This window comes from Streptomyces griseiscabiei (assembly GCF_020010925.1).
Taxonomy (GTDB): domain Bacteria; phylum Actinomycetota; class Actinomycetes; order Streptomycetales; family Streptomycetaceae; genus Streptomyces; species Streptomyces griseiscabiei.
The window spans coordinates 189,696-212,699 of sequence record NZ_JAGJBZ010000005.1; the positions used below are offsets into that span (position 1 = coordinate 189,696).

Below are 23,004 nucleotides of genomic sequence, written 5' to 3' on the forward strand. Positions count from 1 at the left end.
GTGCTGCGGGCGACCCGGTTCGCATCGTCTTCGGTCAGCCGCATCAGACGTTCCCTTCGTCCTTGGCCGCCAGCCATCCGTGCGACGGGTCATGGGTCAGGTCAGGCGAGCGCGGACGCGTGCGGCGTCTGTGGCGCTCAGCGGCTCGTACGACGCCAGTGCGCGGGCGAAGAACTCTTGAGCTTCTTGCTCGCGGCCTGCCGCTGCGACGCTTTCGCCCAGGAGTTCCAGGCTCCGGGCCATCCACTGGCGAGATCCCGTCCGCTCGAACTCCTGCTGCGCCGTAGCGCCGGCCTGCCGGGCTTCATCGTGGCGTCCGGTCATTGAGTACGCCCGGCCGAGCCAGGCCAGGGCCCGGGCCGCGTCGTGCGGGTCGTCGACCTCGACGAGGGCGGCACGGGCGGCGGCGAGGACCTCGACGGCCGCGGCGGCATCGCCCCGGCTCAGCTGGACTTGCCCGAGGAGGATGTCGGTGAGGGCGACTCCGCGGCGGTCTTCCCGGCGCTCGCGCAGAGTGCGAGCCTGCTCCAGGTGCCCCACGGCCTCCTCGGGCCGCCCGGCTTCGTACGCGGTGGCGCCGAGTTCGTGCAGCGCCTGCGCCTCGCCCCGTGCGTCGCCGCGCTCGCGGGCGCTGGCCAGGACGTCGGTGAAGCACCGGCCCGCTTCGTCGAAGGCGCGGACACCGCGCAGCCCGATACCGAGGGTGTTGGCCATCTCCTGGACGGCGATTTCGTGGTTGTAGAGGAGGGCGGCTTCCAGTCCGAGGCGGTGGGCCTCGATCCAGGCGTCGTACATCCTGGCGGCGCGCCACCAAGGCCACATGGCGTGAACGAGCTGCCACACCGTCCCGTACGAGCCGGCCGCGTGCGCGGCGCGGATCACGGCCAGAAGGTTGGCGGACTGGGTGTCGAGCCAGGACAGGGCCGCCGCGCGGTCCGGGAATTCGACCGGGTGCTCGGCAGGGTAGACGTAGGTCCGGTCGAGCTGACGGTGGCTGGGGGTCAGCAGCCGCTCGGCCGCGGTTGCTGCGGCCAGGTACGAGTCGGCCGCCCGCCTACGGGCCTCGGACTCCGCTCCGTCCAGCTGCTCCAGCGCGGCGTGGTGCCGGGCGTGGGCGAGAGCAGCACTGGAGTAGCGCCAGACAGGGCCGCGTACGCGATGGTCGCCGTCCTGGACCAGGAGGCCGCCGGCGGAGACTTCCTGGAGGAGGTGGGCCGCTTCGGCGGGGGTGAGCAGTGCGACGGCGGCCGCGAGGGAGCTGTCGACGCTCTCCACCGGTAGTCGGGCGAGCTGGCGGTACAGGCGGGCAGCGGGGCGAGAGAGGTCTGCGTACGCGGTGTCGAGAGCAGAGGTCACGATTGCTCCGGGGAGGTCGGGGGCGGGGCTGGTGCTCGCGGTCCAGCGGCGGCGTTCGCTCAAGGCGCGCACGGCGGCGCTGAGCGGCCGGTCCGGGTGCCGGGCGAGCTGGGTGATGCTGAGGGCGAGTGCGAGGGGCAGGCCGGCGGTTAGCCTGATCAGTTCGGTGACGGCCTCCGTCTCCTGCTGCACGCGGTCGGGGCCGAGGCAGCGCGTCAGGTAGGAGCGGGCGGCCGCGTGGTCGAGGGGGCTCAGGCCGAGGGTGGCCGCGCCGTGGCGGGCGAGTTCAGGCAGCGGGATGCGGCTGGTCGCGACGACGAGGTGCCCGCTGCCGCCCGGCAGGAGGTGGTGGATCTGGTCGGCGTGGGAGACTCCGTCCAGCAGCAGGCACATCGGAGGCCGGGCAGCCGAGGCGGAGCGCCACCAGGCCGCGAGTTCCTCGGCCCCGGCGGGCAGCGGGCCCGGGAGGATGGAGCGCAGCATCCGGCCGAGGACCTCCCCAGGGCGGGCGGGACCGTCCGGGGACTGTCCGCGCAGGTCGACATGGAGCTGGCCGCCCGGGTAGCGGGCGGACAGCCCATGGAGGAGTCGTTCGGCCAGTGCGGTCTTGCCGATGCCGACGGGTCCGGTCAGTACGGCGATGGGCACGGCGTACTCGGGCTGGGTTTCGATCCACCGAGTGAGCTGGGCCTGCTCCTGCTCCCGGTCGGTCCACGCGGGCGCCACCGGTCGCAACTGCCGGGGCGCCGGGGGTTCGTGGCGTGGTTGGTGGAAGTGGACGGCGCCGATCGTGCCCGCCTGCACGCTGGTGTGCAGGGTGGCGTCTCCGCCGACGGTGTTGGTCACCACCGCGGGCGGGAGCGGAGTCCCGGGGGCCTGCTCGGTCATCGCCAGATACCTCGTCGTCGTGTCTGGAAGTGGGGTCAGATCTGGGTTTCGCTGCGTACGAGCCACAGCCCGGCGTGGCGGTCGGCGTACTGGGTCAGCTGGTCCTGGTAAAGGCGGTCGACGGGGGTGATCGCGGTCCGGCTGACCGTGACCACACCGCGCACCGGGCAGGCGGGATCGGCGAGCATCTGCAGGGCGCGGGCGTAGCCGCGTCGTAGGAGGGGGTCGTCGCCGCCGGTGCGGAGGTCGACGGAGTCGAGGGTGTCGACGAGCGGCGGCCCGCCGACGACCAAGTGCTGCCTCTCGGCGTAGCCGCGGGCGGCGGCCAGATCGTCGTGCGCCGCCCCGTCGGGCCCGGTCAGCGCGTAGAGCACGACGTGCAGCGGCCCCGGGTGGGCGAGCGCGGCCCGGTTGGCCGCGGTGCGCCGGGCTTGCAATTCGCGTGGGTCGGCGCTGGTCAGGGGCTCGGGATGCGGGCGGAGATAAGGGGCGCGGGGCGGCAGGCTGCGGCCAGGCCGTGCGAGGTCCGACACGGATCGTCCCGGCAGCGGGGATCGGGCGGGCACATGGTCGAGCGGTGTCGGGGTCGGGTGGCTGGTCATCGCGCTCACGAGACGGTCTCCCAATCGGCGAACTGCACGGGCACCCGCCTCATGAGGTAGGCGTCGAGGCCTTCGGCACGGTGTGCGGTGGCCGTCAGCAGAACCGCCGTTCCGGTGGCGGAATACACGGTGCGCCGGCGGTTCCATCCGCAGCCGACGAGATGGTCGACCAGGGGTGTCACGGAGGGCATGAGGTGTCCTGCGGGCTGAAGTCCGGGAGTTTCCCCGGGAGGAGGGGCGGGATGGGGCCGGGCAGAGGCGGTCATCGGCTCTTCCTGTGGCGGGGTGCGGGGCGGCGTGGTGCGCCCGGGCGGGGCGAGGAGCGCGTCGAGCAACATGGCGGGGGTGTCACCCTGGCCGGGTGGGGTGTGCCAGTGCAGGTCCGGGCCCCCGGTGACGGTGGCGGCCGGCACGGTGCGACGGGTCCCGCGCCGCAGCAGGGCGCATCCCGTTCAGCGTCCACCGTTCGGAGGTACCGGAGTCCGGGTCGAGGAGGATGTGCCCGCTGCCGCTGTAGGGGTCGGCCAGGACCGGCCCGCGGCCCCCGGCCGCCTGCAGCGCAGCGATCAGCGGCGGCGCACTCTGGGCCGGGATCCGTAGGGCGTCGAAGTGCTCGCCGCACTCCCAGGTGCGCAGCCCGCCGGACGGCGGAACCCAGTCCGGCAGGGTGAAGTAGGGCTCCCTGGGGCCGAAGGCTGCGCGGCGCGCGGGCGTCATGAGGTGTCCTTCTCGAATCGGAGCGGAAAGGGCGGGTGTGCTCACGGCGCGCTCACCGCCGCGGGTGCGCCGGCGTGCGGGACGGAGATCGCTGTGGCCATCGCAGCCCTGGCCTCGGCGCGCAGCCGCAGACGGACGACCCGGCCGCCGACCGGGCTCCGGACGGCCGGGTACCGCGCTTCCCACCCCAGGTCGCACAGATACGTGAGCAGCCACTGGCTCGTCCCGGCCGTAGGGCCCGACGGAAACGGCACTTCGCACCAGACCCACGTCCGCCCCGACCGGGCCGCATGGTCGGCGAGCCACAGGGTGAGCAGCCGCCCGACCTGGGTCGAGCCGACGGTGGCCGGATCCAGGGCGACGAGGAGCCCCGCGTCGTGGCCGCCGGCTCCCCAATGCCGCACGTCGGGGTCGGTGCGCAGGACGAGACAGCCGACCAGGAGGCTGTCCTCATACAGCCCCAGGGCACCGGGCCCGCGAAGGAGTGCCGCGGCGCGCCCGGTGTCGACGGTGACGCCCTGCCCGGCGAGCAGGTGAGCGCGGTCGCTCGCCAGGACGTCCACCGCGGCGCGCGCGGCGTCGGAGGTGATGGGCAGCATCTCGTAAGCCGGCCCGACGGCATCTTCCGGCAGCGCTCGGCGGCCGCCAGGCCCGATGGTGCTGCTCGCGCCGCTCACCGGCCTGCCTCGCCCGCCGCCGCTTCGGACGGGGCAGGCGCGCCGCCACCGAGGATCCCCCACGTGTGCGCGAGGCCCACCAAGTGGTGGGCGTTGTCGGCGCCGCCCTTGGCCACGAGGGCTCCGACCTCCGCCCGCACGTCGGAGGCCCTGACCTCGATGGCGTTGCCGATGTGGCTATTCAACGAGTGCTCCGCGAGCGCGCGCAGCAGCGTCAGCTCGAGCTCGGTGAAATTCGGTGCCGGGCGGGCGCACGCGGGCGGGTCGACTGCCCGGGCGGTGAGCAGGGCGTGGACGAGGACGGGCCGCGAGCAGCCCGGTCGGTCCATCTTCTTGCGTACCAGCCTGAGCTGGCTGGCGACGCCGTCCACGGACAGCTGGAGCTGGGCGGCGATGGCTTGTGGGGAGTGGCCGTAGACCAGGGGCGCGGCGACGCGCCTCTGCGGGCCGGTGAGGGCTGTGGTCGGTGGGGTGGTGGTCATCAGAGGTCCTGGTCGGTTGTGGATGGTCAGGCGGCCGGGGTGCCGAGGTGGACCGGGAGCTGCTGGTGGCCGTTGGAGATGAGGCTGGGCAGGGGCTGGAGCTGGTCGGGCGTGACGGCAAGGCGCAGGCGGGGGAAGCGGGTGAAGAGCGCTTCGAGGGCGATCCGGGCTTCGATGCGGGCGAGCTCGGCACCCAGGCACAGGTGGGGGCCGTGGCCGAAGGCGAGGTGGTCGCGGGCGCCGGCCCGGTTGATGTCGAACTCGTCGGCGTCCGCGCCGTGGAGTTCGGTGTCGCGGCCGGCGGCGGCGTAGTTGATGGCGAGGGCGTCGCCAGCCGCGAAGGTGATGCCGGTGGCCTCGTCGAGCACGTCGCATACGGCGAAGCGCAGGATGATCGTTGCGATCGGGGCCTGGTGGCGGAGAGTCTCCTCGACGACGTGTTCCCAGCCGATCCGCCCGGTGGTGGCCTGGTTGAGCTGGTCGGGGTGGGTCAGGAGGTTGGTGACGGCGTGGTCGAGGAGGTTGACGGTGGTCTCGTGTCCGGCGCCGATGAGCAGGACCAGGCTGTCGGCGAGTTCCTGTTCGCTGAGCTGGCCGTCGTCGTGGGCGGAGATGAGGCCGGAGGTGACGTCGTCCCCGGGCTTCGCGCGCTTGCGGGCCAGCAGTGCGGCGATGAGCTCGTAGACCCGGACCGGGGCGGCTTCGGCGTCCTCGGGTGTGAGGTCGGTGGCGAACAGGGCGCCGATCGCGTCGCGGAAGTCGTCGTGAAGGTCCTCGGGAACGCCGAGGACCGCGTTGACGACGAGGAGCGGCAGGCGCCACGCGAAGCGGGCGCGCAGGTCGACGCTCTCCTCGGGGCCGGCGTGCTGGAGGTCGTCGAGCAGTGCGTGGGTGATCGCCTCAATCTGCGGGACCAGGGCGCGGACCCGGCGGGTGCTGAACGCGGCCGCCAGCGGCCGGCGCAAGCGGCGGTGCTCGTCTCCGTACGCGGACAACGCGTTGCGGACGTCGACCCAGATCCGCAGCGGCCAGTCGGTGGGGACGGTGCCGTCGTGGTAGGCGGGCCAGTGCCGGCTCGCGTCCTTGGAGATGTCGGGGTGGGTGAGTAGGCGGCGTATGAGGTGGGGGTCGGTGACGGACCAGGCGGGGATGTCGCCGGGGAGTAGGACGCGGGTGGCGGGGCCGAGGACACGCAGGGCGGCGGCCTCGCCGTGGATGTCGGATCCGGTGGCGTCGAGGCGGTAGGGGCAGCCGCCCGCGGGGGCCTGGGCGGCGGGGGCACTCGTGGACATGGTGGTTACCTTCCGGTGCGGGCGGGCTGGAAGCGGACGGGCAGGGAGGCGGGCCCGGCGAGGAACGTGCCGGAAAGTTCGGTCACCTCGTCGGCGGGGATCGTGAGGGTGAGGGCGGGCAGGCGGTCGAGGAGGTGCTCGATGGCGGTCTCGGAGATGACCCGGGCCAGCCCCGGGGCCGGGCAGCCGTGAACACCGGCCGAGAACGCGATGTGCGCCCGGTTGCCCACGCGGTCCTCGTAGTCGACGGTCACGGCCGGATCGGAGTTGGCCGCGGCGAAGGAGATGATGATCGGGTAGCCGGGCTCGACGAGGACGCCCTCGACGTACTGGCGGCCCCGTGCGTACAGAGGTGAGTAGTTGGGGACCGGCGGTTCGGTCCAGAGGACCTCTTCGAGAGCGGTGGCGACCGGGGTGACGCCGGTGTGCACGCTGCCGGCGAACCGTTCGCTGGTGAGGAGGCGCTGGAGGGTGCGGCCGATGTGCTTGGCCGTCGGCGGGGCTGCGGCGCCGAAGAGGAGCAGCAGCGTCTGCACGAGTTCGGCATCGCTGAGCCCGGCCTGGATCAGGTAGGTGACGACGTCGCGGCCGGGCTGGGTCCGCTTGAGGCGGACCAGGTTCAGGCAGGCGGCTTCGAGCTCGGCGTTGGCCTGGGCCGCGTCAGGCCCTGCGGCGAACAGCCGGGTGACGCACTGGATGATCAGCGCGCCGTCTTCGGGCGGGCACCCGAACAATTCGATGACGGTGAGCATCGGAAGCGGGTCGGCGTACTGGGCGATGAGGTCGGCTCGCCCCGCCGCGAGGAACGCCTCGATCAGCCGATCCGCGACGCGGGCGACGGTGTCGGCCAGCGCGTAGGTGTCGATGCGCGTGAGCGCGCTGGTGATGGCGCCGCGCAGCCGCTCGTGCGCGGGCCCGTCCTTCCACAGGGCGTTGTCCCTGGGCATCATCATCTGCAGTGCCGGACTGTCCGGCGGGATCTGCCCGGCCCGCAGGGCCGCCCACTCGTAGGTGGGGTCCTTGGCGAACAACTCGGGCGTGTGGCGCAGCAGGTACACACAGGCCTGGTAGGTGACGGCGAGGTAGCCGAAGACGTCCGGGGAAATCTCGACGGGGACAACCGGGCCCTGTTCGCGAAGGCGGCGGTAGCTGGCCTGGGGGTCGGCGTCGAAGGCCGCGCCGTAGATCGGCAACGGCCGCTGGGGCGGCAGCGTGGTGTGCCCCCGTACGGGGCACTGCGCGGCGGGCTGGGGGCGGGCGGTCATCGGGTGGACTCCGAGTTCAGCGTGACGAGGTGGCGGACGAGGGTGATCAACGCGTTGCGGGAGCTGTTCCGGTCCCGGGCATCGCAGGTGACCAGCGGGGTTGTGGCGTCAAGGGCCATCACCTCGCGCAGCCGGACCTCGGGGTGGACGGGGGCACCGTCGAAGGCGTTGACGGCCACCGTGTAGGGCAGGCGGAGCTGCTCGACGCGCTCGAGGATGGGGTAGGTCTCTTCGAGGCGCCGGGTGTCGGTCAGGACCAGCGCGCCGAGCGCACCACGCGCAAGATCAGTGAGGATGTTGAAGAAGCGGGGCTGGCCGGGCGCGCCGAAGAGGTAGAGGACGAGGTCGTCAGCGAGGTGGAGCCGACCGAAGTCCATCGCAACGGTCGTGGTGGTCTTGGACGGCAGGTCGGTGTGGTCGAGGTCCGCGCCGGCGCTCGTCATGACCTCTTCGGTGCTGACGGGCGGGATTTGGGACAGGCCGTGGACGAAGGTCGTCTTGCCTGCGGCGAAGTGGCCGGCGACCAGGATCTTCGCGGTGCGCTCGTCACCGCGCAGTATCGGCGGTTCAGAGTCGGTGAAGCCCGGCAAGGACGTCCTCCAGCAGTTTGCGGTCGGGGGCGGCGGCATAGGTGATGCGCTGCCGGGTGGTGATGTGTCCGACCTCCATGAGGTCGGAGAGCAGGATCCGCATCACGCTCACCGGCAGGCGCAGGAGTGCTCCGAGTTCGACGACCGACTGGGAGGTACGCGACAGCGCGGTGAGGATGGCGAGTTGTTCGGGGTTGAGCGGGGCACGGTTGAGGTGCGCGGAGGACGCGGACAGGCTGATCAGGGTGATGTGGTCGAAGTGGTTGCGGCTGGGCTGCGCCCGGCCGCCGGTGACCACGTAGGACCGCACCAGCCTGTCGTCACCCTCGCCGTGCCCCGCCGGGCTCATGCCAGCTCGTCCTGTCGCTGGCGGGACTCGGCCGCGAGGGAGGCACCCAGGCGCTCGACGACACTGGCCATCCGGTCCGAGAAGGCCAGGACGTCCACGTCGCTCGACGCGGAGGTCACCAGGTAGGAGGTGGCGCTGGCGGCGACGAGGAAGAGGTAGCCGCCGTCGTACTGGACCATCGTCTGGTGCCAGGTGACGGCGCCGGAACCGACGAACGAGGCGGCGTTGCGGCTGAGCGACTGCATCCCGGAGGCGACCGCGGACATGTTGTCGGCCAGATCCACGGTGACCTCATGGGAGGCCGTCATGCGCATCCCGTCCGCCGAGAGCACCACGGCGTTACGGGCGCCGGGAAAGTCGACGAGTTCGTCGAGGATCCACGACAGGTCAGGGCGGGCGTAGTTCTTCACGGGTTCAGCTCCTCTTGGGGGGACGAGACGGGGACGGGCCGTGTGCCCTGGACGAACGCGGCCAGGGCGCGGCCGGCGCGGGGCGGCGGGGGCGCCACGGCCTGCTCGGCCGCCGGGTACGGCTGGGGCGGCGGGGCGGCGGTCCGGTGGCGCACGGGCAGCCCGTCGGCGGCCACCTCGTAGCGCTGCTGGCCGGGCGGTGCGGACGTGGCGCCGGGTGCCGGGTGCGGCGCGGCCGGCCGCTGCGCGGGTTCGGGCTGCGGGAGGGGTTCCGCGGCGAGCATGGTGCGAGGCACCTGCACCACGGCCCGGACCCCGCCATGACGGGAGTGGTCGAGGTCGAGGCTGACGCGGAAGCCGTACTTGGCGGCCAGCACGCCGACACCGAGCAGCCCGAAGGTTGCCGGGTTGCTCAAGCCGGTGAACTGGACCGGGTCGCGGCCGGACACCCGGCGCTGCGCTTCTCGCAGGGCCTCGGGCGTCATCCCCGGCCCGGCGTCGTGGATCTCGATGCTCACCGAGTTGTGGGCCTGGAGGACCGAGACCTCCACCGGTGTGGTCGGCGCGCTGTGGCGGCCGGCGTTGTCCAGGAGTTCGGCCAGCAGCAGCACGAGCGGTTCCACGTACCGGCCCGCGACGTGGAGCGGCACGGAGGCCGGGACCTGGACCCGGCGGTAGTCCCGAATACGGGAGATGCCACCGCGCACCGCGTCGAGCATCGGGACGTCGTGGCGCAGGCGGCCGGGCCACATACCGGTGAGCACGCCGTGGATCTGCAGCCGCCGGATCATCTGGCTCGCGGCGTGATCAATCGGCTGCACCAGCCCCAGCGTCTTGTCGTCGTACACGGAGTCCAGCAGTTTCGTGATCGCGGCCTGGAGCTCGTAACCGAGGGGCTGCACCGACCGGGTGGCCGCCTGCACGGCCACCCGTGACGCGCCCTCGGACCGCGCAGCCGCTTCGGACAGCGCCGTGATCACCTGCTCCAGCACCCCCTGCACGGCCTTGCCGGTGTCGGTGTGAGCCAGCTCCGGATGGAGCAGCGCGCCGTACACGGCGGGGCCCCCAGTCCCCTGCTGCAACGCATAGAGGAGCCCCGGCAGCCGGGTGGAGGCCAAGTAGGCGGCCTCCTCATCACGCGCCGCCACCCTCTGCTCGGCCTCCGTGGCCCGCCGGGTGGCCGCGCCGGCGTCCCTGCGGTGCCGGGCGGCGGACCTCGCGAAGTGCACTGCCACTGCGCTTGCGGCGGCAGTGCACGGCACCGCCAGCAGCGCAGCATCCTGTATCAGCGTGCTCACATCAAATCCTCACGGGCGTACGGTCGGCTCGGACATTCGTGGAGTGCGGGCGGCGGGGTGAGAGCTGCGGGAAAAGTGCGTACAGCAGGAGCGGCGCGGAGAAGACGCGCTCTTCCCCGTTGCCGAGCCGGGCCCAGCGCAGGTCGTCATCGGGCCCGGCCGCGCGCGGCGGAACCATGAGGACTCCCTTCTGGCAGTGGTTGGCCGGCCAACTCCACTCCAGGCCGAATCCGGAGCCCGGCGGGAGGATGAGAACCCATTCGTCGGTGAGCGCGCGGCATACGGCAGCGCCCACTGGATGAGGCTGGAACCTCCCGAGTCGGCCGATGACTTCCAGCGCGGCACGGCGGGGCAGCGTCACCGTCTCAAAGGTCTCCCCGACCACTGCCGCGAACGGCCCCCGCGCCGTAGCCGCGCGAGGGAACAGGTCGTCGACGGTGACCACCGTGCCGGGACGGTCCACGTCCGGGCTCCGGGCGGTCCCCCCGGCCGCCTCGACCCTGGCCGCTCGTACGGCGGGTGCCCTCACTGTCCGGCCCCCGTACGGACGAGCTCCTGGCCGCTGCGCGCGGCGTGCACGGCCAGCACACTGAGGATGACCGTCAAGTGCGAGAAGCCCTGAGGGAAGTTGCCGAGCTGCCGCTGCTGGTGCGGGTCCCACTCCTCGGACATCAAGCCGAGGTCGTTGCGGGTGCCGAGCAGCCCGTCGAGGAGGATCTCGGCCTCGTCCACGCGCCCGATCCGGGCCAGCGCCGAGATCAGCCACCCCGAGCAGATCAGGAACGCCCCCTCGTCCCCGGGCAGTCCGTCGCGCCCGGGCGCTGCGCCACGGGTGTGGTAGCGCAGCAGGAAGCCGCCCTGGATGGACAGGTCCCGCTGGACGGCCTCGATGGTCCCGACGACTCGCTCATCGGTGGGCGGCAGGAAGCCGGTGCCCACCATCTGCAGCAGCGCCGCGTCCAGCTCCGTCGACCCGTAGGACTGAGTGAAGGTACCCCGCTGCTCGTCGTAGCCGCGCGCGCACACCTCCGCGTGGATGTCGTCCCGCAGGGCCCGCCACCTCTCGGCAGGGCCCTGGGCCTGCCCGGCGTCGATGAGCCTGACCGCGCGGTCGTAGGCGACCCAGGCCATGACCTTGGAGTGCACGAAGTGCCGCCGGTTGCCGCGTACTTCCCAGATCCCCTCGTCCGGGCTGGACCACAGGTCTTCCAGGCAGGCGGCCAGGTCGGTGACGAGCGGCCCTACGGCCGACGCCAGCGACGGATCACGCAACTGCGCCTCGTACAGGGCGCTGATGACCTCGCCGTAGACATCGACCTGAAGCTGCTTCGCCGCGGCGTTGCCAACGCGCACCGGAACGGACCCCTCATGGCCGGGGAGCCAGTCGAGCTCGGTCTCCGGAAGGTTGCGCTCGCCGGCCACCCCGTACATGACCTGGAGCCACTCGGGGTGGCCTCCGATCGCGACGCGCAGAAAGTCGATCCAGGCCCGCGCCTCGTCGACGAATCCGCAGGCCAGAAACGTCTCGATGACGAAGGCGGAGTCCCGGAGCCAGCAGTAGCGGTAGTCCCAGTTGCGGACTCCGCGGATCTTCTCGGGCAGCGACGTCGTCGCCGCCGCCACGATGGCGCCGGTCGGCGCGTAGGTGAGCGCCTTGAGCGTGATGAGGTCCCGCTCGACGGCGTCCCGGTTCGGTCCGGCGTAGGTGGACTGGCCGACCCACTCCCGCCAGAAGTCGACGGTCTCGTTGAGGAGCCCGGTGGCATCCGGCAGCGGAGGCGGGGCGTCGGCGCCCGGTGACCACGTCAGGGTGAGCGAGACGGTCTCGCCCTCGGACACCTGGAACTCCGAGAGCAGGTCGCCGTCAGCGGCCTGGGTGGGTGCGGTGGTGTCGAGCCACAGACGGCCCGGTTCGAGGTCGACGCTCGCCCGTTGGTCCTCGGTGCGCACGACCGGGACGTGCCGGCCGTAACTGGGGCGGGCGCGCAGCAGGGAGCGCATAGTGACCCGCCCGCTGATGCCCCGCACGATCCGGACCACATGCGGCGCCTCTCCGGTGGTCGGCATGACGTCGACCAGCTGCACGGTGCCGTCCCGGGTGATCCAGGTGGACTCCAGGACCAGGGTGCCCGGCAGGTACCGGCGCCGGTCCGCCACCGGCGCGGGCCCATCCGCGGCGGGCCCGACACGCCACAGGCCGTGTTCCTCGGTACCCAGCAGCCGGGCGAAGACCGCCGGAGCGTCGAACCGCTCGGGGGACAGCATGGTGATGGCGCCGTCCCGGTCGACGTGCGCCCCGGTGCGCATGTTGCCGATGTACGCCTGGTCCTCGATGCGCCCCACCGACCGCACAGAGGCGGCCGTGTGTGCAGCGGGCAACTGCTGCTGACGCGGGAAGCTCGGGAGGGCGCCCGCGGGCAGCGGGCCCGGCCGAGGACCGCGCACGTCGGCAATCAAGGGGGCAGCGGGGGAGTGCTGGGACATGTGTCGGGTCCTCAGTGGGTTGCTCGGGCAGGGAAGGCGTGCGCTGGAGGCTCGGGTCGCACGCCGTGCTCAGGTTTTGGGGGCGGCGGAGTCACGGCCGGTCGTCTCGTTCCATCGCGAGGAGCGAGACGGTGCCGGTGCGCTCAGCCAGGACCATCCGCGCATGGCCCTCTACCAGGGGGTCGCTGTCGTCGCAGACGATGTGGCGTTCCGCGTCCGGCAGTTGGCGGTAGTCGTCGTGGGGCAGGACACAGCCCAGGTCGATGCCAAGGCACCCGGAGACGTTGGAGAGGATGCGGGGCTCGTAGGGCCGGTTGACGGGCACGCTGTCGGGCACCAGTACGCGAGATCGCACAACTTCGTGCCCAGGGCTTGGTCGACGAAGTAGTTGTCGCTCCCACGGTCGAGGAAGTTCTGCAGGCGGGCAGCAGCAGAGGCGACGAACCGAGCTGAGGAAAGGCTGTCGGCGCGGCCAAGGCCATCGTGGTGCGCATTCTGGTCAGGGCTGTTGCTCATGATCCTCATCCGATCGCGTCCGGTCACCGCGGGGACCGAACGCTCGTAGGGGCGCGGCTGTGGTTCCCGCCTCTTCAGGGCCGCCGTGCTCAGCGTTTCTCCTGGCGTGTGGCGTCGGTACGCCATTCGTCTGCCACTTCACTGCCACTTGCAGCGGGGCGTGGTCGCTTTGGGATGATCTTGGGTGGATTGAGACTCCGCAGGAACGTGGTGCTCGTCGAGCCGCACATCGTGAGCCCGCCTGCGTCCGCGGGGGAAGTGGCAGTCAAGTGGCAGGCCCATGGCGTACCTACGCCGTCGGCGTGACGCGAGGCTGGATCGAGGCCGCTGTTTGGCGGAAGAGACACCTACAGCCTGGGAGTGTGAACTTCAGTGGGGAAGATCGTCCTGTTCGCCGGGGTGGACCCGCTCGCTACTGGCGAGTCCGACTACCCCTGGCATCCGCTGTCCGTGCTGACGGTCGGCACAGCGCTGCGGGCCGCCGGGCATGAGCCGGTGATCATCGACTGCCAGATCGAACCGGAGTGGCGCAGCAAGCTGGCGGAGGAGGCCAAGAGCGCCCTCTACGTCGGGGTTTCGTGCATGACGGGCCCGAGCATCGGCAACGTGCTAGACGCGATCGGCACGGTCCGTGAGCACGCGCCGAACGTGCCGCTGGTCTGGGGTGGCTACCACGCCTCTCTCGCCTACCGGGGCATCCTGCGGGAGCGGTGGGTGGACGTGGTTGTCCTCGGGCCGGGTGAGGCCGCGGCCGTGGCACTGGCGGAGCTGGCCGAGCGGACCGGCGGCCTGACCGACACTGCCTCGCTCGCGGCCATCCCGAACCTCGCCTACCGCGACGGGCGACGCGAGATCTCGCTGCACGGCACGGTGGCGGACCGCATCCTGGAAACCCCGTACGGCGCCCTGGCGGACATGAGCACCATCCCGCCGCTGGACTACACCCTCATTCCGGTCACCGCGTACTACACCGACCAGGTCCGGGACCTGAGCTACCTGACGTCCTCGGGCTGCCCGCACCCCTGCGGGTTCTGCAGCGAGCCGAAGACCAGTCTGCGCCGCTGGAAGGGGCTGCCGCCGAAACGGGTCGTCGACGAGGTCGAGGCGCTGTGGAGAACCTATGCGCCGGACCAGATCAGCCTGATGGACCCGAACTTCTCGACCAACACTCAGCGGGTGATCGGCATCGTCGAGGAGATGGAACGCCGCGGCCTGTGCATTCAGTTACGGGCCAACATGCGGGCCAAGGACATCGTGAACCTCGCCAGGCACATCGATCTCGAACGGCTCCGAAAGGTCGGCTTCAGCGCGATCTTCGTCGGCTGCGAATCAGGCTCCGACCGGATGCTGGAACTGATGACGAAGAACGCGACGGTCCAGCACACGATCGACGGCTGCCGGATGCTGTCGGCGGCCGGCATCATCCAGCTCACCAGCTGGATCCACGACCTTCCGCAGGAGACCGACGAGGACAGTGACCTCACGTTCCGCCTCGTCCAAGACCTGGCCTTGCTCCCGCACAACGAGCAGAAGCATCACTTCTTCACACCGTTCCCGGCCACCGATATGTACGACGCGCTCTTCGGCGCCACCGAGGACGACGGGCGCAGCCAGCGCGACTGGGCGCGCAGCGACACCTATTCCGGCAGCGCGATCTGGTCCGGCCGACCTGACTTCCGCCGACGGGTGCTGGGGCGGCTCCTGGAGCTCAAGCAGAGGCATCCGGGCGTTCTCGTCCGATCGCTGCCCCGCCTCGTGGATGCCTGAACACCCCATCCCCGAACAGCCGTGCTGGGGGCCGGGGTTCGGCGTGCCGCGATTGGTGCCAGCCGCCCCGCCCCTCTACGGTGGAGATCCCACATCTTGTGGCTGCCGAGCGTAAGATGCCCATAGGTTGTGGGCGACGGTACTGTTATGCCCATTTCGACCACCCAGAGGACACATCGATGGCGGACCGAACCGTTGACGGCATGGCGCGTACGAACCAGAGCGCGGGATACCCGCTCGCCCAGGTGCCCCCGCGGGCTTCACGGCGCCTGAAGTCGACGACCCGCTCGTTCAACGTGGGCGAGGGCAAGGGCTACCTCACAGTCGCCTGCACCGAGGACGGCCGTCCCGCTGCGGTCACGATCTTCATGGCCAAGCAGGGGTCGACCATGGCGGGCTTGATGGACGGCTTCAGCACGACCATCACCCAGGGCCTGCGCCACCAGGTCCCGCTGGAGGTGTTCGTCCGCGAGTACGTCAGCATGCGATTCGAGCCCGCCGGGATGACCAATGACCCCGAGATCAAGCACGCCAGTTCCGTACTGGACTACGTCGGCCGGCGCTTGGCGCTCGACTTCCTACCCTACGAGACGCGGGTCCAGTTCGGCGTGCTGACCGCGGACGAGCGCGCGGCCAAGGAGCTCCAGGACAACGTCGGAGACGCGGCCTGGGCCGACATGATCGGCATGGCCATGTCCGCGCCGACGGTCACGGGCCCCCGCCAGGGCTGAGGACCACGACACGGAAGGGCCGGCGCCGCGAACGAATCGCGGCGCCGGCCCTTCCGTCTGCGTGAGAGCCCGCGTGCCAGGTTCAGGAATTCGTCCAGGTGAGGGCGGTCTCGATCGCGGCATCCACATCGGGCACGAGGGCGACCTCGGGAAGCATGTCGAAGGAGCAGCTCGGCTCACCCACGTAGATGACCGGGATGCCGGCAGCCAGCGCGCAGCCGATCTCCACGCTGAGCCCCGCGCTGCGCCGGCTGAACTCCATGGCGATCAGCACCTTGGACCGGCGGACGTCCTCCAGACACAGCCGCGCGGCGAGCCGGTTGAGCGCTATCCCCGCATCGAACTGGCAGCTCGGCCGGGTGAGCGGGTCGAGGTCGAGCCACCGCGAGGTGGAGTGCAGCGGTGCGGGCAGACTGTCGCGGAGCTGACGGGTCTTGTTGCGATGGCGGAGGGTGGCCGCAAGGTACACCGGCACGGCCCCGGGCGGAACAGGCTCGCTGGCCAGAATCCGGCGTGCTCCGGCCGTGTGCAACCGCCCCGGCCCGGGCCGGGGCGTGAAGCGGTTGCTCGCGGTGGTCCGGCCGGCCCCGTAGGGGGTGATCGGACTGTAGGCGTGGTTGAGGTCCTCATGGAGCAGGGGCATGCCGATGAGTCGACGTCGCTCGTCAACCGTGGCGTAGGGGCCGTCGAGAGGGTAGATGAAGCGCGGTTCTTCGTCTCGGACGAGCATGAAGGTGCCGTAGCGCTGCGGCTGTCCGTGCAGGGACTGGATCCGGTCGTCCAGCAGCGCAAGGTGCCGGCCGTCGATGAGCCCTGTGGTGGCGTTGCGGGTTGCTTCGCATAGGAGTTCGTCTCTGCGCTCGCCCGCGAGATCCGCGTGCTGCATCAGCAGCCAGACCGCGTCGACGACGTCGGGACCGTACCGGTCGAGCCTCGGCCAGCCATGCCGGGCAACCGCTTCGACCACTTCGGCGGTGGCGTCTGCGGACGCCTGCAGAAGGAGGGAGAGGTCCTCGGTGGCGTTGGCCAGCTCGGGCGCCAGGACCGGCAGGAGAGTGAGCGGCTGAGGCCACTCGGGGTAGCCGAGGGCCTTGCCGGCCTGGTCGTCCAGGGCCGGGTTGATGAACAGGGAGGCCAGAGCGTTCTCAAGGAGGAGTTGCTCGCGCTCGGCAACCTGGGTGAGGTGCTGCCAGACACCGGAGCTGGCAGCGGGAGATCGGGGGGCGATGGTGGGTTCCTCGCTGACGGGAGCGGAAGCGCGTTGGGCCTGCTCAAGACGGATACGGGCAGCGGCGGTATCCAGCTTGCCCGCCTCGGACCGCGGGATGGCGCCGACCCGCACGACCGAGCGAGGGACCTTGAAGTCCGCGAGCTGGCCGTGGGCGAATCGGCGAACGTCCTCCACCTCGGCTCCGGACTTCAGCTGGAGGAGTGCCCCCAGGGTGGTTCCGCGTACGGGATGAGCCAGTGGCACGACGGCCGCGTCCTGGACGTCAGGGTGCTTGAGCAGGACGTGGGTGATTTCCGGAAGGTAGACCTTCTCCCCACCGATGCTTACGCACTCGCTGTCCCGGCCGAGCAGGACGATGCGGCGCTCGGTGGTCAGCCGGGCGTGGTCTCCGGAGAGTAGATACGTGGTGCCGCCGCTGACGCGGAAACGCTCGGCCGGAAGGCCGCCGCTGGGGTGGAGGCCGAGGGGGTGCGGCGTGGCGACGGCCAGGAGGCCGTTTTGCCCGACAGACGCGGGGGCCCCGTCGCTTCGCAGTACGACGGCATTGGGGCCGAGATCGAAGGTCCCGGTAGCCGGCACATAGGCGGCTGTGGCGACGGAGGAGCCGATGCCGGTCGCCTCTGTGGCGCCCAGCGTCTCGATGAGCTGCACGTGCGGCAGGGCCCCCAAGAGGCTGCGCTTGACCTGCTGGCTCCACGCTGCGCCCGATGAGGTGATGGTGGACAGGCGGGAGAGGTCCCAGCGGCCGGGCCTTCGATGCAGGGCGGTAGCCAGGGGGCGCGCGAGAGGGTCGCCGACGATGGCGAGGGTGTCGGCACGGTGCTGGGCAACGGCGTCCCAGATGGCCGACGGGCCGGGCTGAGGCACGGTGATCACCGTGCCTCCGGCGCACAGCGCGCCCAGGGCCCGGGTCTGCCCCGAGCCGTGCATGAGCGGGCTTGCGACGACCAGCCGGGCGTCCGCGACCGGGATCGGGCCCGCGGTCTGGGTGCTGTCGCGGCGCAGCCACGGATTGTGGGCGTTGAGGTTGCGCGCGAGGTCTCCCACGCGCCAGCGGATCGCGGCAGGTGCGCCGGTCGTGCCACCGGTGCACTTGATGAATGTGTCATCCGGCGAGGAGAAGCAGTGCTCGTCCGAGCTCCGGGCGCCGCCGGCCCGCAGGATGTGCTCCAGGGACTCCGCCCAGACGGGCAGATCCTGCGGGCCCGTGGCGATCCACGTTCGGCATCCGGGAAGCCCGGTGCGAGCGGCGACCATTGCCGGGAGCTGTTCGGGTGCCAGGAAGACGGCGGCCGGCGCGAGCATAGTGAGGATGCCCTCGAGTTCGCGGGCCCGGTAGCGGTAGTTGACGTTGGCGGGTACGAGGCCGATACGCAGGCAGGCAGCGAGGCAGACCAGATGTTCCGGCCGGTTGGGCAGCGCCAGCGCGGCGACGTCCCCGCGACCGGCCCCCTGGCCTCGCAGATGTGCGGCCAGCGCGGCGGCTTGGTCGTCGAACTGCTGCCAGGTCACCGTGCTGGTTCCGTGGATGAGGGCCGGCCGTTCCGGATGGTCGGCGGCGATACGCCGCCACAGGCTCGCGAAGTCGAGGTCACCGTTCATCTGGGTGCCCCGGCCCGGTAGGCCGCCTCCGGGCGGGCCGGCTTGACGGTGGTGAGGTCCTCGACGGTGGCCCGCATCAGTTCGGGGAAGGGGTGAGCCTCCCAGTCCCATGCGGTGTCTTCGATCTGCGGATCGAGCCGTGCCACGATCTTCCGCAACCGGATCCGGGGGAACGCATCGTTGGGAACCGGGAAGCAGGTCAGGGTGCCGGTCTGGTCCCGGACGGTGATGTAGGAGGTGTCGGCGCCCCGGGGGACCTGGGTGTAGCTGGCGATTTCATATCCGGGTACACGGCGGGCGAGCCATCCACCCAGGTCGGCAGTGCTGGGGAGTATGTGCAGATGACCGTGGCCGATGCGCCGCGCGGCAGGGAGGTTGAGGCCGTACTCGAAGCTGAGGGTCGGCCGCCGGTAGACCCGGTGCAGTTGATCAGTGAGGTCGCGGGCCAGGTCCTCCACCCCCTCCAGCTCTTCGTTGCTCAGCTGGCCGAGCGAAAGCGTGTGGGTGGTGGGCACCACGAGCAGGTAGCCGGGGACGAAGGCGCCGATGGTCGGTACCGCCGCGGCGTGCTCGTTCGAGGCCATGACACGTTGCTGACCGGCATGGAGATGGCGTTGCAGAGTGCAGTCGTCGACGCTCGGGTCGATGGCCTGGCACAGGTCGCAGTCGGGCATGTCCCTCTCACAGGGTCGAGTGGTCGAGAGCTGCTGTCCGGTGCAGCTCGATGGTGTGGGGGCGCTGAGGCGATGTCAGCCGCTGGGCGCACCAGGTGCGCAGGACCGATGGGGTGAGCGCTGGGTCCTCGGTGTGTACGACGGCGGACAGAACGGATCCGAACCGGTCGTGGGGGCTGACGTGGATTTCGCAGTCCCGTACGGCAGAGTGGGCGGACAGGGTGGCGTGGGTCTCGGCCACGGCGATCTTGACGCCTGCCACGATGGCGCGGCCGGGGACGGCCACGTCGGTGACCTCGATGCGGTCGGTGTCCTTGATACGCCTGCCGAGGTCGCCGACGCTCTGCCATTGCGGCCGGCCGGCGCATGGCTGGTCGGTGCGGTGGGAGATGAGTCCGGTCCGGCTGCGGCCCTCGATGGTTCCCTGGATGCCGGCCGCTACGGGCCGGCGGCTGGGGTCGACGATCCGCAGGTCCGTATCGGGCAGCGGAGTTCCACCGGGGCTGGGAGAGGTGTAGGTGCTGAAGGTCCCGTCGTACAGGGTGGTCCCGTAGTACTCCGCGACGCGCTCGGGCCCCAGGACGTCGGTCAGGCGCTGGCGAAGCGGGGGCGGACACGGGGCTGAGGAGTGCAGAAGCAGACGCAGCGAGGAGCAGTCGCTACGGATTTCGCGGGGCGGACGTGCGTCCCAGACCTGGTGGATCTGCGTCGGAACCAAGAACGCCCAGTCCGGTTTGTGGCTGCGGACGCTCTCCAGCCACTGCTCGGCCTCGAAGCGGGGGGCGAGGATGATGCAGCCGCCGAGGAGCAGTTGGCGCAGCGCGAACTCGAACGGCCCGTTCAGGTGCATGGGGGCGGCGAAGAAGGCACGGCCGCCGGGCCGCATGCCCAGAGCGCGGGCCTTGCGTGGAGCGGCAGGTGACTCGCCGTGCGTCAGGACCGGCACCTGCTGATGGCCCGATACGGCCAGGACCGCCTTCCACGGGCGGCAGCCCGCTCTTCTTGACGTCTGTACGGTGCGCAATGCTTCCGCTTCGGGCACGCGGGCGGGCAGGACCAAGGGCGTGCGGCCCACCATGAGAGTGGCGCACACCTGGATGAAGAACGCGGCGCTGGGTGCGGCGCGCAGTGCCGCGACGCCCGCGCCGTGATCGGGACGGGACTCCAGGGCCTGGGCCTGCCGGGCGGCGGCCAGGTAGAGGGAGCGGAAGCTCGTCGTGCCGTTGCGGTCGATGACGGCGGGGTGGTCGGGCCGCTGACGGGCCGTGCGGTGGAGTTTGCCGAGGACGTCCGCGTGCCACGCCGTCCCCGGCGGGTGCACGCTCATGCGGCGGGGGCCGGATCGGGAACGGTCGGCGGCTTCCAGGAGGTGGCGAGCTGCTGCTGCTGGTCGTCGGTGAGCCACCCGAAGCGCAGGTACTCGTCCGCCTCTGCGGCCCGGCGGCCGCGGTAGTGGGGGAAGGTGACCCACGACCGGAGCAGGTGACGGGGCTCGGCGGGGGGCCGCGGGTCGCGGTAGGCGGTGCGGGAGTGGAACACAGTGTGGTTGTTGACCAGCTGGAGGTCTCCCGCGTGCAGTTCCATGTCGACGCTGTTCTCGTCGGCGATTTCTTCCAGCAGGTCGAAGGCGGCCATCGCGTTCCGGTGGAGCGGGACGCCCGTGACGGTGGGGGTCTCCAGCAGCGTGTGCCGTACGTAGCGGGTGGAGAAGCGGCCTCGGTGGAGGGAGAAGACCGGCGAGATGAAGGTGGGGGGCAGGCCGGGCACGTTGCCGCCGGCCATGTGGAAGTGGAACGGCTGGTACAGCTCGGCGGTCCACGTCGGGGAGGCGTTCAGCATCTGGTTGTGGACGGTGCCGGCCGAGGCTAGACGCGAGAGCCCTCCGGTCTCGGACGTGGACAGGCATAGCAGGGCTGCGGCGTCGGCGCCGTCGGTGTGGAACCACAGTCGGTCGGCGGTCTGATGGCCGCGCACGGTTGCGTCGCCCAGCGCGCGGCCGGTCGCGCGGACGTGCCGGATGAGCTGTCCGTCCCGGCTTTGCGTGGCGATGGGTCCCAGGTAGGCGGCCAGGCCGCGCAGGAGCAGCGCGTTCTGATGTTCGTCGAGCCGATCGACGGGCAATCCGCGCAGTACGGCGAAGCCGCGGCCGTCGGACACCTCGCTGGAGATCGATTCCAGGATCGAGCCGACGTGGCCCAGGGGGAAGTCCCCGCGGTTGATGTCGCGGTCGGTGAGCAAGTCGCGGTCGGTGAGCCGGTTCTGCGCCACCCTGAGCGCGTCGATGATCTCGTTGGTCTCCTCGCGCGCGAGCGTGTACGTCCAGGCTTCGGGGGAGAAGGTGCTTCGGTCCCACAGCGGGGCCTCGTCGGAGGTCAGCCACTTGGGGCGGGGGGCACGGTCGGAAGTCAGCATGTTGAGTCCTTGAGGGGGCGGGCCGGGGGAGTCAGGCGTTGACGCTGCGGCGGGCGGCGATCGCGTCACCGGCGAGCCAGCCGGAGTCGGCGGCGCCGATGATCCCGCCGGTGAGGCCCGGGCCGTCACCGACCAGGTAGAGGCCGGGGTGCCCTGGGGCCTGCATGTCGTCGCCTACTTCGAAGCGGTCGGCCCAGCGCTCGACGGCCGGCCCGTACAGCATGTTGCTGGGGTTCAGGGCCTGGGGGCAGAGCCGGGCGAGGCGGTGGAGGTAGTCGCGGAGCAGGGCGACGATCGGCTGGGGGTAGAGAGCGGCGAGGTTGCCCGGGACGGCGTCGGGGATGCTGGGGACGAATCCGTGCGCAGCACCGAGGACGCTGCCGGTGGTGGGCACGCCGGCCAGGAAGTCGCCGAGCGTCTGGGCCATGACCCGGCCTCCGGTGGCGGTGTTCATCCGGGCGACGAGGTCGCGCACGTGCTCCGTACTCAGGGGGAACGCGTCACCGGCGGTGGCCAGCACCGCGGTGTTGCTGCGGTCGTGCCCGTGGTCGCTGGTGGAGTGTCCGCCGACGAGGGTGAGGTCCTGGTACTGCGCCGGGACGACATCCCCGCCGAAGCAGACGCAGTGCGTGCGGACCTCGGCTCCTGCGCCCGGCTTCCAGATGACCTTGGGGTCGGTCGCGACCTTCAGCAGGAGGTCCAGGAACTCGCGCGGCCCCTCCAGGCGGAAGCCGAGCTTGGGCTGCGCCTTCTTGCGGGACAGCCCCAGGGTGTTCCCGAGCGCACGCAGCCAGGCAGCGCCGATCTTCCCCGGTGCGAGCACGACGTTGTCCGCGTACAGGGGCATCGGCTCTGCCCAGTTGTTGCCGGTGACCCGGACCTCCCAGCGGTGATTGGCGACAGGCGAGGGCCGAACTTCGGTGCAACGTATTCCGCAGAACACGGGAGCCACGGCTTCGACGCGCTGGCGAAGGGCGGACGTCATGCGCATGAGCTGATCGCTGCCGACGTGGCGGACGGGGTAGTGCAGGTACTCGAGGTTCTCAGCCGCCGCCCGTTCGGCCAGCTCGGCGGCCCTGACGTCGTCGGCGCCGTGCAGCGGGGCGTCCTCGCCACCACGGAAGATCTCGTCGATGGCGTACTGGCGTGCTTCGACCTCGTGCGGAGGGAAGCGGTGGGAGATGGTGGAGCCGATGCGGTGCGACAGGCACAGCTTGCCGTCGCTGAACATTCCGGCGCCCCCGAATCCCGAGGTGATGGTGCGCTTCTCGTCCTGGCCCAGCTCGCGGGCCCGGATACGCCCGTCGATGTCGTCGCCCTGGTCCAGGACGAGGACGCCGCCGGTCGGGGCTCCTGCGCGGAGCGCGGCGAGCAGTCCCGCCGGACCGGCGCCGATGACCAGGGTGTCGTACTGGGTGGGACGGCCCGAGAACGCGGACGTGGAAGGTAAGGGCACGGCAGCCTCCGGCTGAGGAATTGGATCGGTACGCAGACGCCCATCCGGGGGTCCGCTGGATGCTGCCCTCGGCGAACTGCTCGTACGTCAACTCGCCGAGGGCTGCTGGCGTCTACGGTCGCCCGGCCTGCATGGCGTCGGTACGCCATTCGTCTGCCACTTCTCTGCCACTTGGCGGCCGGTCACCCCGCACCCCTCCATCACC

22 protein-coding genes are annotated in these 23,004 nt (G+C 71.2%); 2 read left to right on the forward strand and 20 right to left on the reverse strand.

Going from position 1 to position 23,004, the window contains the following annotated elements; translation table 11 throughout:
* Nucleotides 1-96 precede the first annotated feature (96 nt).
* From J8M51_RS43700 to J8M51_RS43770, 15 genes are all read right to left on the reverse strand, one after another.
* A complete protein-coding gene (locus tag J8M51_RS43700; RefSeq protein WP_086757642.1) occupies nt 97-2,244 on the reverse strand; it encodes a tetratricopeptide repeat protein in 2,148 nt (715 codons plus the stop codon).
* A 35-nt stretch (nt 2,245-2,279) separates the two neighbouring features.
* Entirely contained in the window at nt 2,280-2,855 is a 576-nt protein-coding gene (locus J8M51_RS43705; protein WP_267300055.1) for a hypothetical protein, read from the reverse strand.
* Nucleotides 2,852-3,037, reverse strand: a complete 186-nt coding sequence (locus tag J8M51_RS43710; RefSeq protein ID WP_086803642.1) for a hypothetical protein — start codon at nt 3,035-3,037, stop codon at nt 2,852-2,854. The genes J8M51_RS43705 and J8M51_RS43710 overlap by 4 nt, the downstream gene beginning before the upstream one ends.
* 157 nt (nt 3,038-3,194) lie before the next feature.
* Complete coding sequence (locus J8M51_RS43715; protein ID WP_234373966.1) at nt 3,195-3,563, reverse strand: hypothetical protein; 369 nt, start codon at nt 3,561-3,563, stop codon at nt 3,195-3,197.
* 41 nt (nt 3,564-3,604) lie between these two features.
* The gene (locus J8M51_RS43720; RefSeq protein WP_086764196.1) at nt 3,605-4,162 is read right to left on the reverse strand and encodes a hypothetical protein; all 558 of its coding nucleotides are present in this window, start codon (nt 4,160-4,162) and stop codon (nt 3,605-3,607) included.
* 74 nt (nt 4,163-4,236) lie between these two features.
* Entirely contained in the window at nt 4,237-4,722 is a 486-nt protein-coding gene (locus J8M51_RS43725) for a helix-turn-helix transcriptional regulator (protein ID WP_060879929.1), read from the reverse strand.
* 26 nt (nt 4,723-4,748) lie between these two features.
* Nucleotides 4,749-6,014 (reverse strand): cytochrome P450 family protein, encoded by a 1,266-nt coding sequence (locus tag J8M51_RS43730; protein WP_060879930.1) that lies wholly within the window; start codon nt 6,012-6,014, stop codon nt 4,749-4,751.
* A gap of 5 nt (nt 6,015-6,019) precedes the next feature.
* Entirely contained in the window at nt 6,020-7,279 is a 1,260-nt protein-coding gene (locus J8M51_RS43735; RefSeq protein WP_060879931.1) for a cytochrome P450 family protein, read from the reverse strand.
* Nucleotides 7,276-7,869, reverse strand: coding sequence for a GTP-binding protein (locus J8M51_RS43740; protein ID WP_234373967.1), 594 nt, complete (start codon nt 7,867-7,869; stop codon nt 7,276-7,278). Before J8M51_RS43740 ends, J8M51_RS43735 begins: the two co-directional genes overlap by 4 nt.
* Nucleotides 7,847-8,218: a DUF742 domain-containing protein gene (locus tag J8M51_RS43745; RefSeq protein WP_060879933.1), complete on the reverse strand. Its 372-nt coding sequence runs from the start codon at nt 8,216-8,218 to the stop codon at nt 7,847-7,849. Before J8M51_RS43745 ends, J8M51_RS43740 begins: the two co-directional genes overlap by 23 nt.
* A complete protein-coding gene (locus tag J8M51_RS43750) occupies nt 8,215-8,628 on the reverse strand; it encodes a roadblock/LC7 domain-containing protein (protein WP_086761832.1) in 414 nt (137 codons plus the stop codon). Before J8M51_RS43750 ends, J8M51_RS43745 begins: the two co-directional genes overlap by 4 nt.
* The gene (locus tag J8M51_RS43755; RefSeq protein WP_267300056.1) at nt 8,625-9,857 is read right to left on the reverse strand and encodes an ATP-binding protein; all 1,233 of its coding nucleotides are present in this window, start codon (nt 9,855-9,857) and stop codon (nt 8,625-8,627) included. The genes J8M51_RS43750 and J8M51_RS43755 overlap by 4 nt, the downstream gene beginning before the upstream one ends.
* A 70-nt stretch (nt 9,858-9,927) precedes the next feature.
* Nucleotides 9,928-10,389: a hypothetical protein gene (locus tag J8M51_RS43760; RefSeq protein ID WP_143673281.1), complete on the reverse strand. Its 462-nt coding sequence runs from the start codon at nt 10,387-10,389 to the stop codon at nt 9,928-9,930.
* 62 nt (nt 10,390-10,451) lie between these two features.
* Nucleotides 10,452-12,278: a glycoside hydrolase family 15 protein gene (locus tag J8M51_RS43765; RefSeq protein ID WP_256965447.1), complete on the reverse strand. Its 1,827-nt coding sequence runs from the start codon at nt 12,276-12,278 to the stop codon at nt 10,452-10,454.
* 223 nt (nt 12,279-12,501) lie between these two features.
* Nucleotides 12,502-12,747, reverse strand: coding sequence for a hypothetical protein (locus tag J8M51_RS43770; protein ID WP_086758691.1), 246 nt, complete (start codon nt 12,745-12,747; stop codon nt 12,502-12,504).
* 551 nt (nt 12,748-13,298) lie between these two features.
* Here J8M51_RS43770 and J8M51_RS43775 point away from each other — a divergent pair.
* Together J8M51_RS43775 and J8M51_RS43780 are read left to right on the forward strand one after the other, a co-directional pair.
* Nucleotides 13,299-14,693: a B12-binding domain-containing radical SAM protein gene (locus J8M51_RS43775; RefSeq protein WP_086758693.1), complete on the forward strand. Its 1,395-nt coding sequence runs from the start codon at nt 13,299-13,301 to the stop codon at nt 14,691-14,693.
* Between the two features lie 203 nt (nt 14,694-14,896).
* On the forward strand, nt 14,897-15,424 hold the full coding sequence (locus tag J8M51_RS43780; protein WP_256965446.1) for a TSCPD domain-containing protein: 528 nt from the start codon (nt 14,897-14,899) through the stop codon (nt 15,422-15,424).
* An 82-nt stretch (nt 15,425-15,506) separates the two neighbouring features.
* Here J8M51_RS43780 and J8M51_RS43785 read toward each other — a convergent pair whose 3' ends face one another.
* The 5 genes from J8M51_RS43785 to J8M51_RS43805 are packed head-to-tail and all read right to left on the reverse strand — an operon-like array spanning nt 15,507 to nt 22,799.
* Entirely contained in the window at nt 15,507-18,257 is a 2,751-nt protein-coding gene (locus J8M51_RS43785) for an AMP-binding protein (RefSeq protein ID WP_179202151.1), read from the reverse strand.
* The gene (locus J8M51_RS43790; protein WP_060880423.1) at nt 18,254-18,931 is read right to left on the reverse strand and encodes an HIT domain-containing protein; all 678 of its coding nucleotides are present in this window, start codon (nt 18,929-18,931) and stop codon (nt 18,254-18,256) included. The genes J8M51_RS43785 and J8M51_RS43790 overlap by 4 nt, the downstream gene beginning before the upstream one ends.
* 7 nt (nt 18,932-18,938) lie before the next feature.
* Nucleotides 18,939-20,258 carry an AMP-binding protein gene (locus J8M51_RS43795; RefSeq protein WP_060880424.1) on the reverse strand — a complete coding sequence of 440 codons (1,320 nt, stop codon included), beginning with the start codon at nt 20,256-20,258 and terminating at the stop codon, nt 18,939-18,941.
* Entirely contained in the window at nt 20,255-21,343 is a 1,089-nt protein-coding gene (locus tag J8M51_RS43800; protein ID WP_060880425.1) for a TauD/TfdA family dioxygenase, read from the reverse strand. The genes J8M51_RS43795 and J8M51_RS43800 overlap by 4 nt, the downstream gene beginning before the upstream one ends.
* 31 nt (nt 21,344-21,374) lie before the next feature.
* Nucleotides 21,375-22,799 carry an FAD-dependent protein gene (locus tag J8M51_RS43805; protein WP_086757370.1) on the reverse strand — a complete coding sequence of 475 codons (1,425 nt, stop codon included), beginning with the start codon at nt 22,797-22,799 and terminating at the stop codon, nt 21,375-21,377.
* Between the last annotated feature and the right edge of the window lie 205 nt (nt 22,800-23,004).

Excerpts from the sequence above, each read along its gene's own strand:
- J8M51_RS43700 (WP_086757642.1), bottom strand. The coding sequence starts at position 2,244 with ATGACCGAGCAGGCCCCCGGGACTCCGCTCCCGCCCGCGGTGGTGACC.
- J8M51_RS43710 (WP_086803642.1), bottom strand. The coding sequence starts at position 3,037 with ATGCCCTCCGTGACACCCCTGGTCGACCATCTCGTCGGCTGCGGATGG.
- J8M51_RS43715 (WP_234373966.1), bottom strand. The coding sequence starts at position 3,563 with ATGACGCCCGCGCGCCGCGCAGCCTTCGGCCCCAGGGAGCCCTACTTC.
- J8M51_RS43720 (WP_086764196.1), bottom strand. The coding sequence starts at position 4,162 with ATGCTGCCCATCACCTCCGACGCCGCGCGCGCCGCGGTGGACGTCCTG.
- J8M51_RS43725 (WP_060879929.1), bottom strand. The coding sequence starts at position 4,722 with ATGACCACCACCCCACCGACCACAGCCCTCACCGGCCCGCAGAGGCGC.
- J8M51_RS43730 (WP_060879930.1), bottom strand. The coding sequence starts at position 6,014 with ATGTCCACGAGTGCCCCCGCCGCCCAGGCCCCCGCGGGCGGCTGCCCC.
- J8M51_RS43735 (WP_060879931.1), bottom strand. The coding sequence starts at position 7,279 with ATGACCGCCCGCCCCCAGCCCGCCGCGCAGTGCCCCGTACGGGGGCAC.
- J8M51_RS43745 (WP_060879933.1), bottom strand. The coding sequence starts at position 8,218 with ATGAGCCCGGCGGGGCACGGCGAGGGTGACGACAGGCTGGTGCGGTCC.
- J8M51_RS43780 (WP_256965446.1), top strand. The coding sequence starts at position 14,897 with ATGGCGCGTACGAACCAGAGCGCGGGATACCCGCTCGCCCAGGTGCCC.
- J8M51_RS43785 (WP_179202151.1), bottom strand. The coding sequence starts at position 18,257 with ATGAACGGTGACCTCGACTTCGCGAGCCTGTGGCGGCGTATCGCCGCC.
- J8M51_RS43790 (WP_060880423.1), bottom strand. The coding sequence starts at position 18,931 with ATGCCCGACTGCGACCTGTGCCAGGCCATCGACCCGAGCGTCGACGAC.
- J8M51_RS43795 (WP_060880424.1), bottom strand. The coding sequence starts at position 20,258 with ATGAGCGTGCACCCGCCGGGGACGGCGTGGCACGCGGACGTCCTCGGC.
- J8M51_RS43800 (WP_060880425.1), bottom strand. The coding sequence starts at position 21,343 with ATGCTGACTTCCGACCGTGCCCCCCGCCCCAAGTGGCTGACCTCCGAC.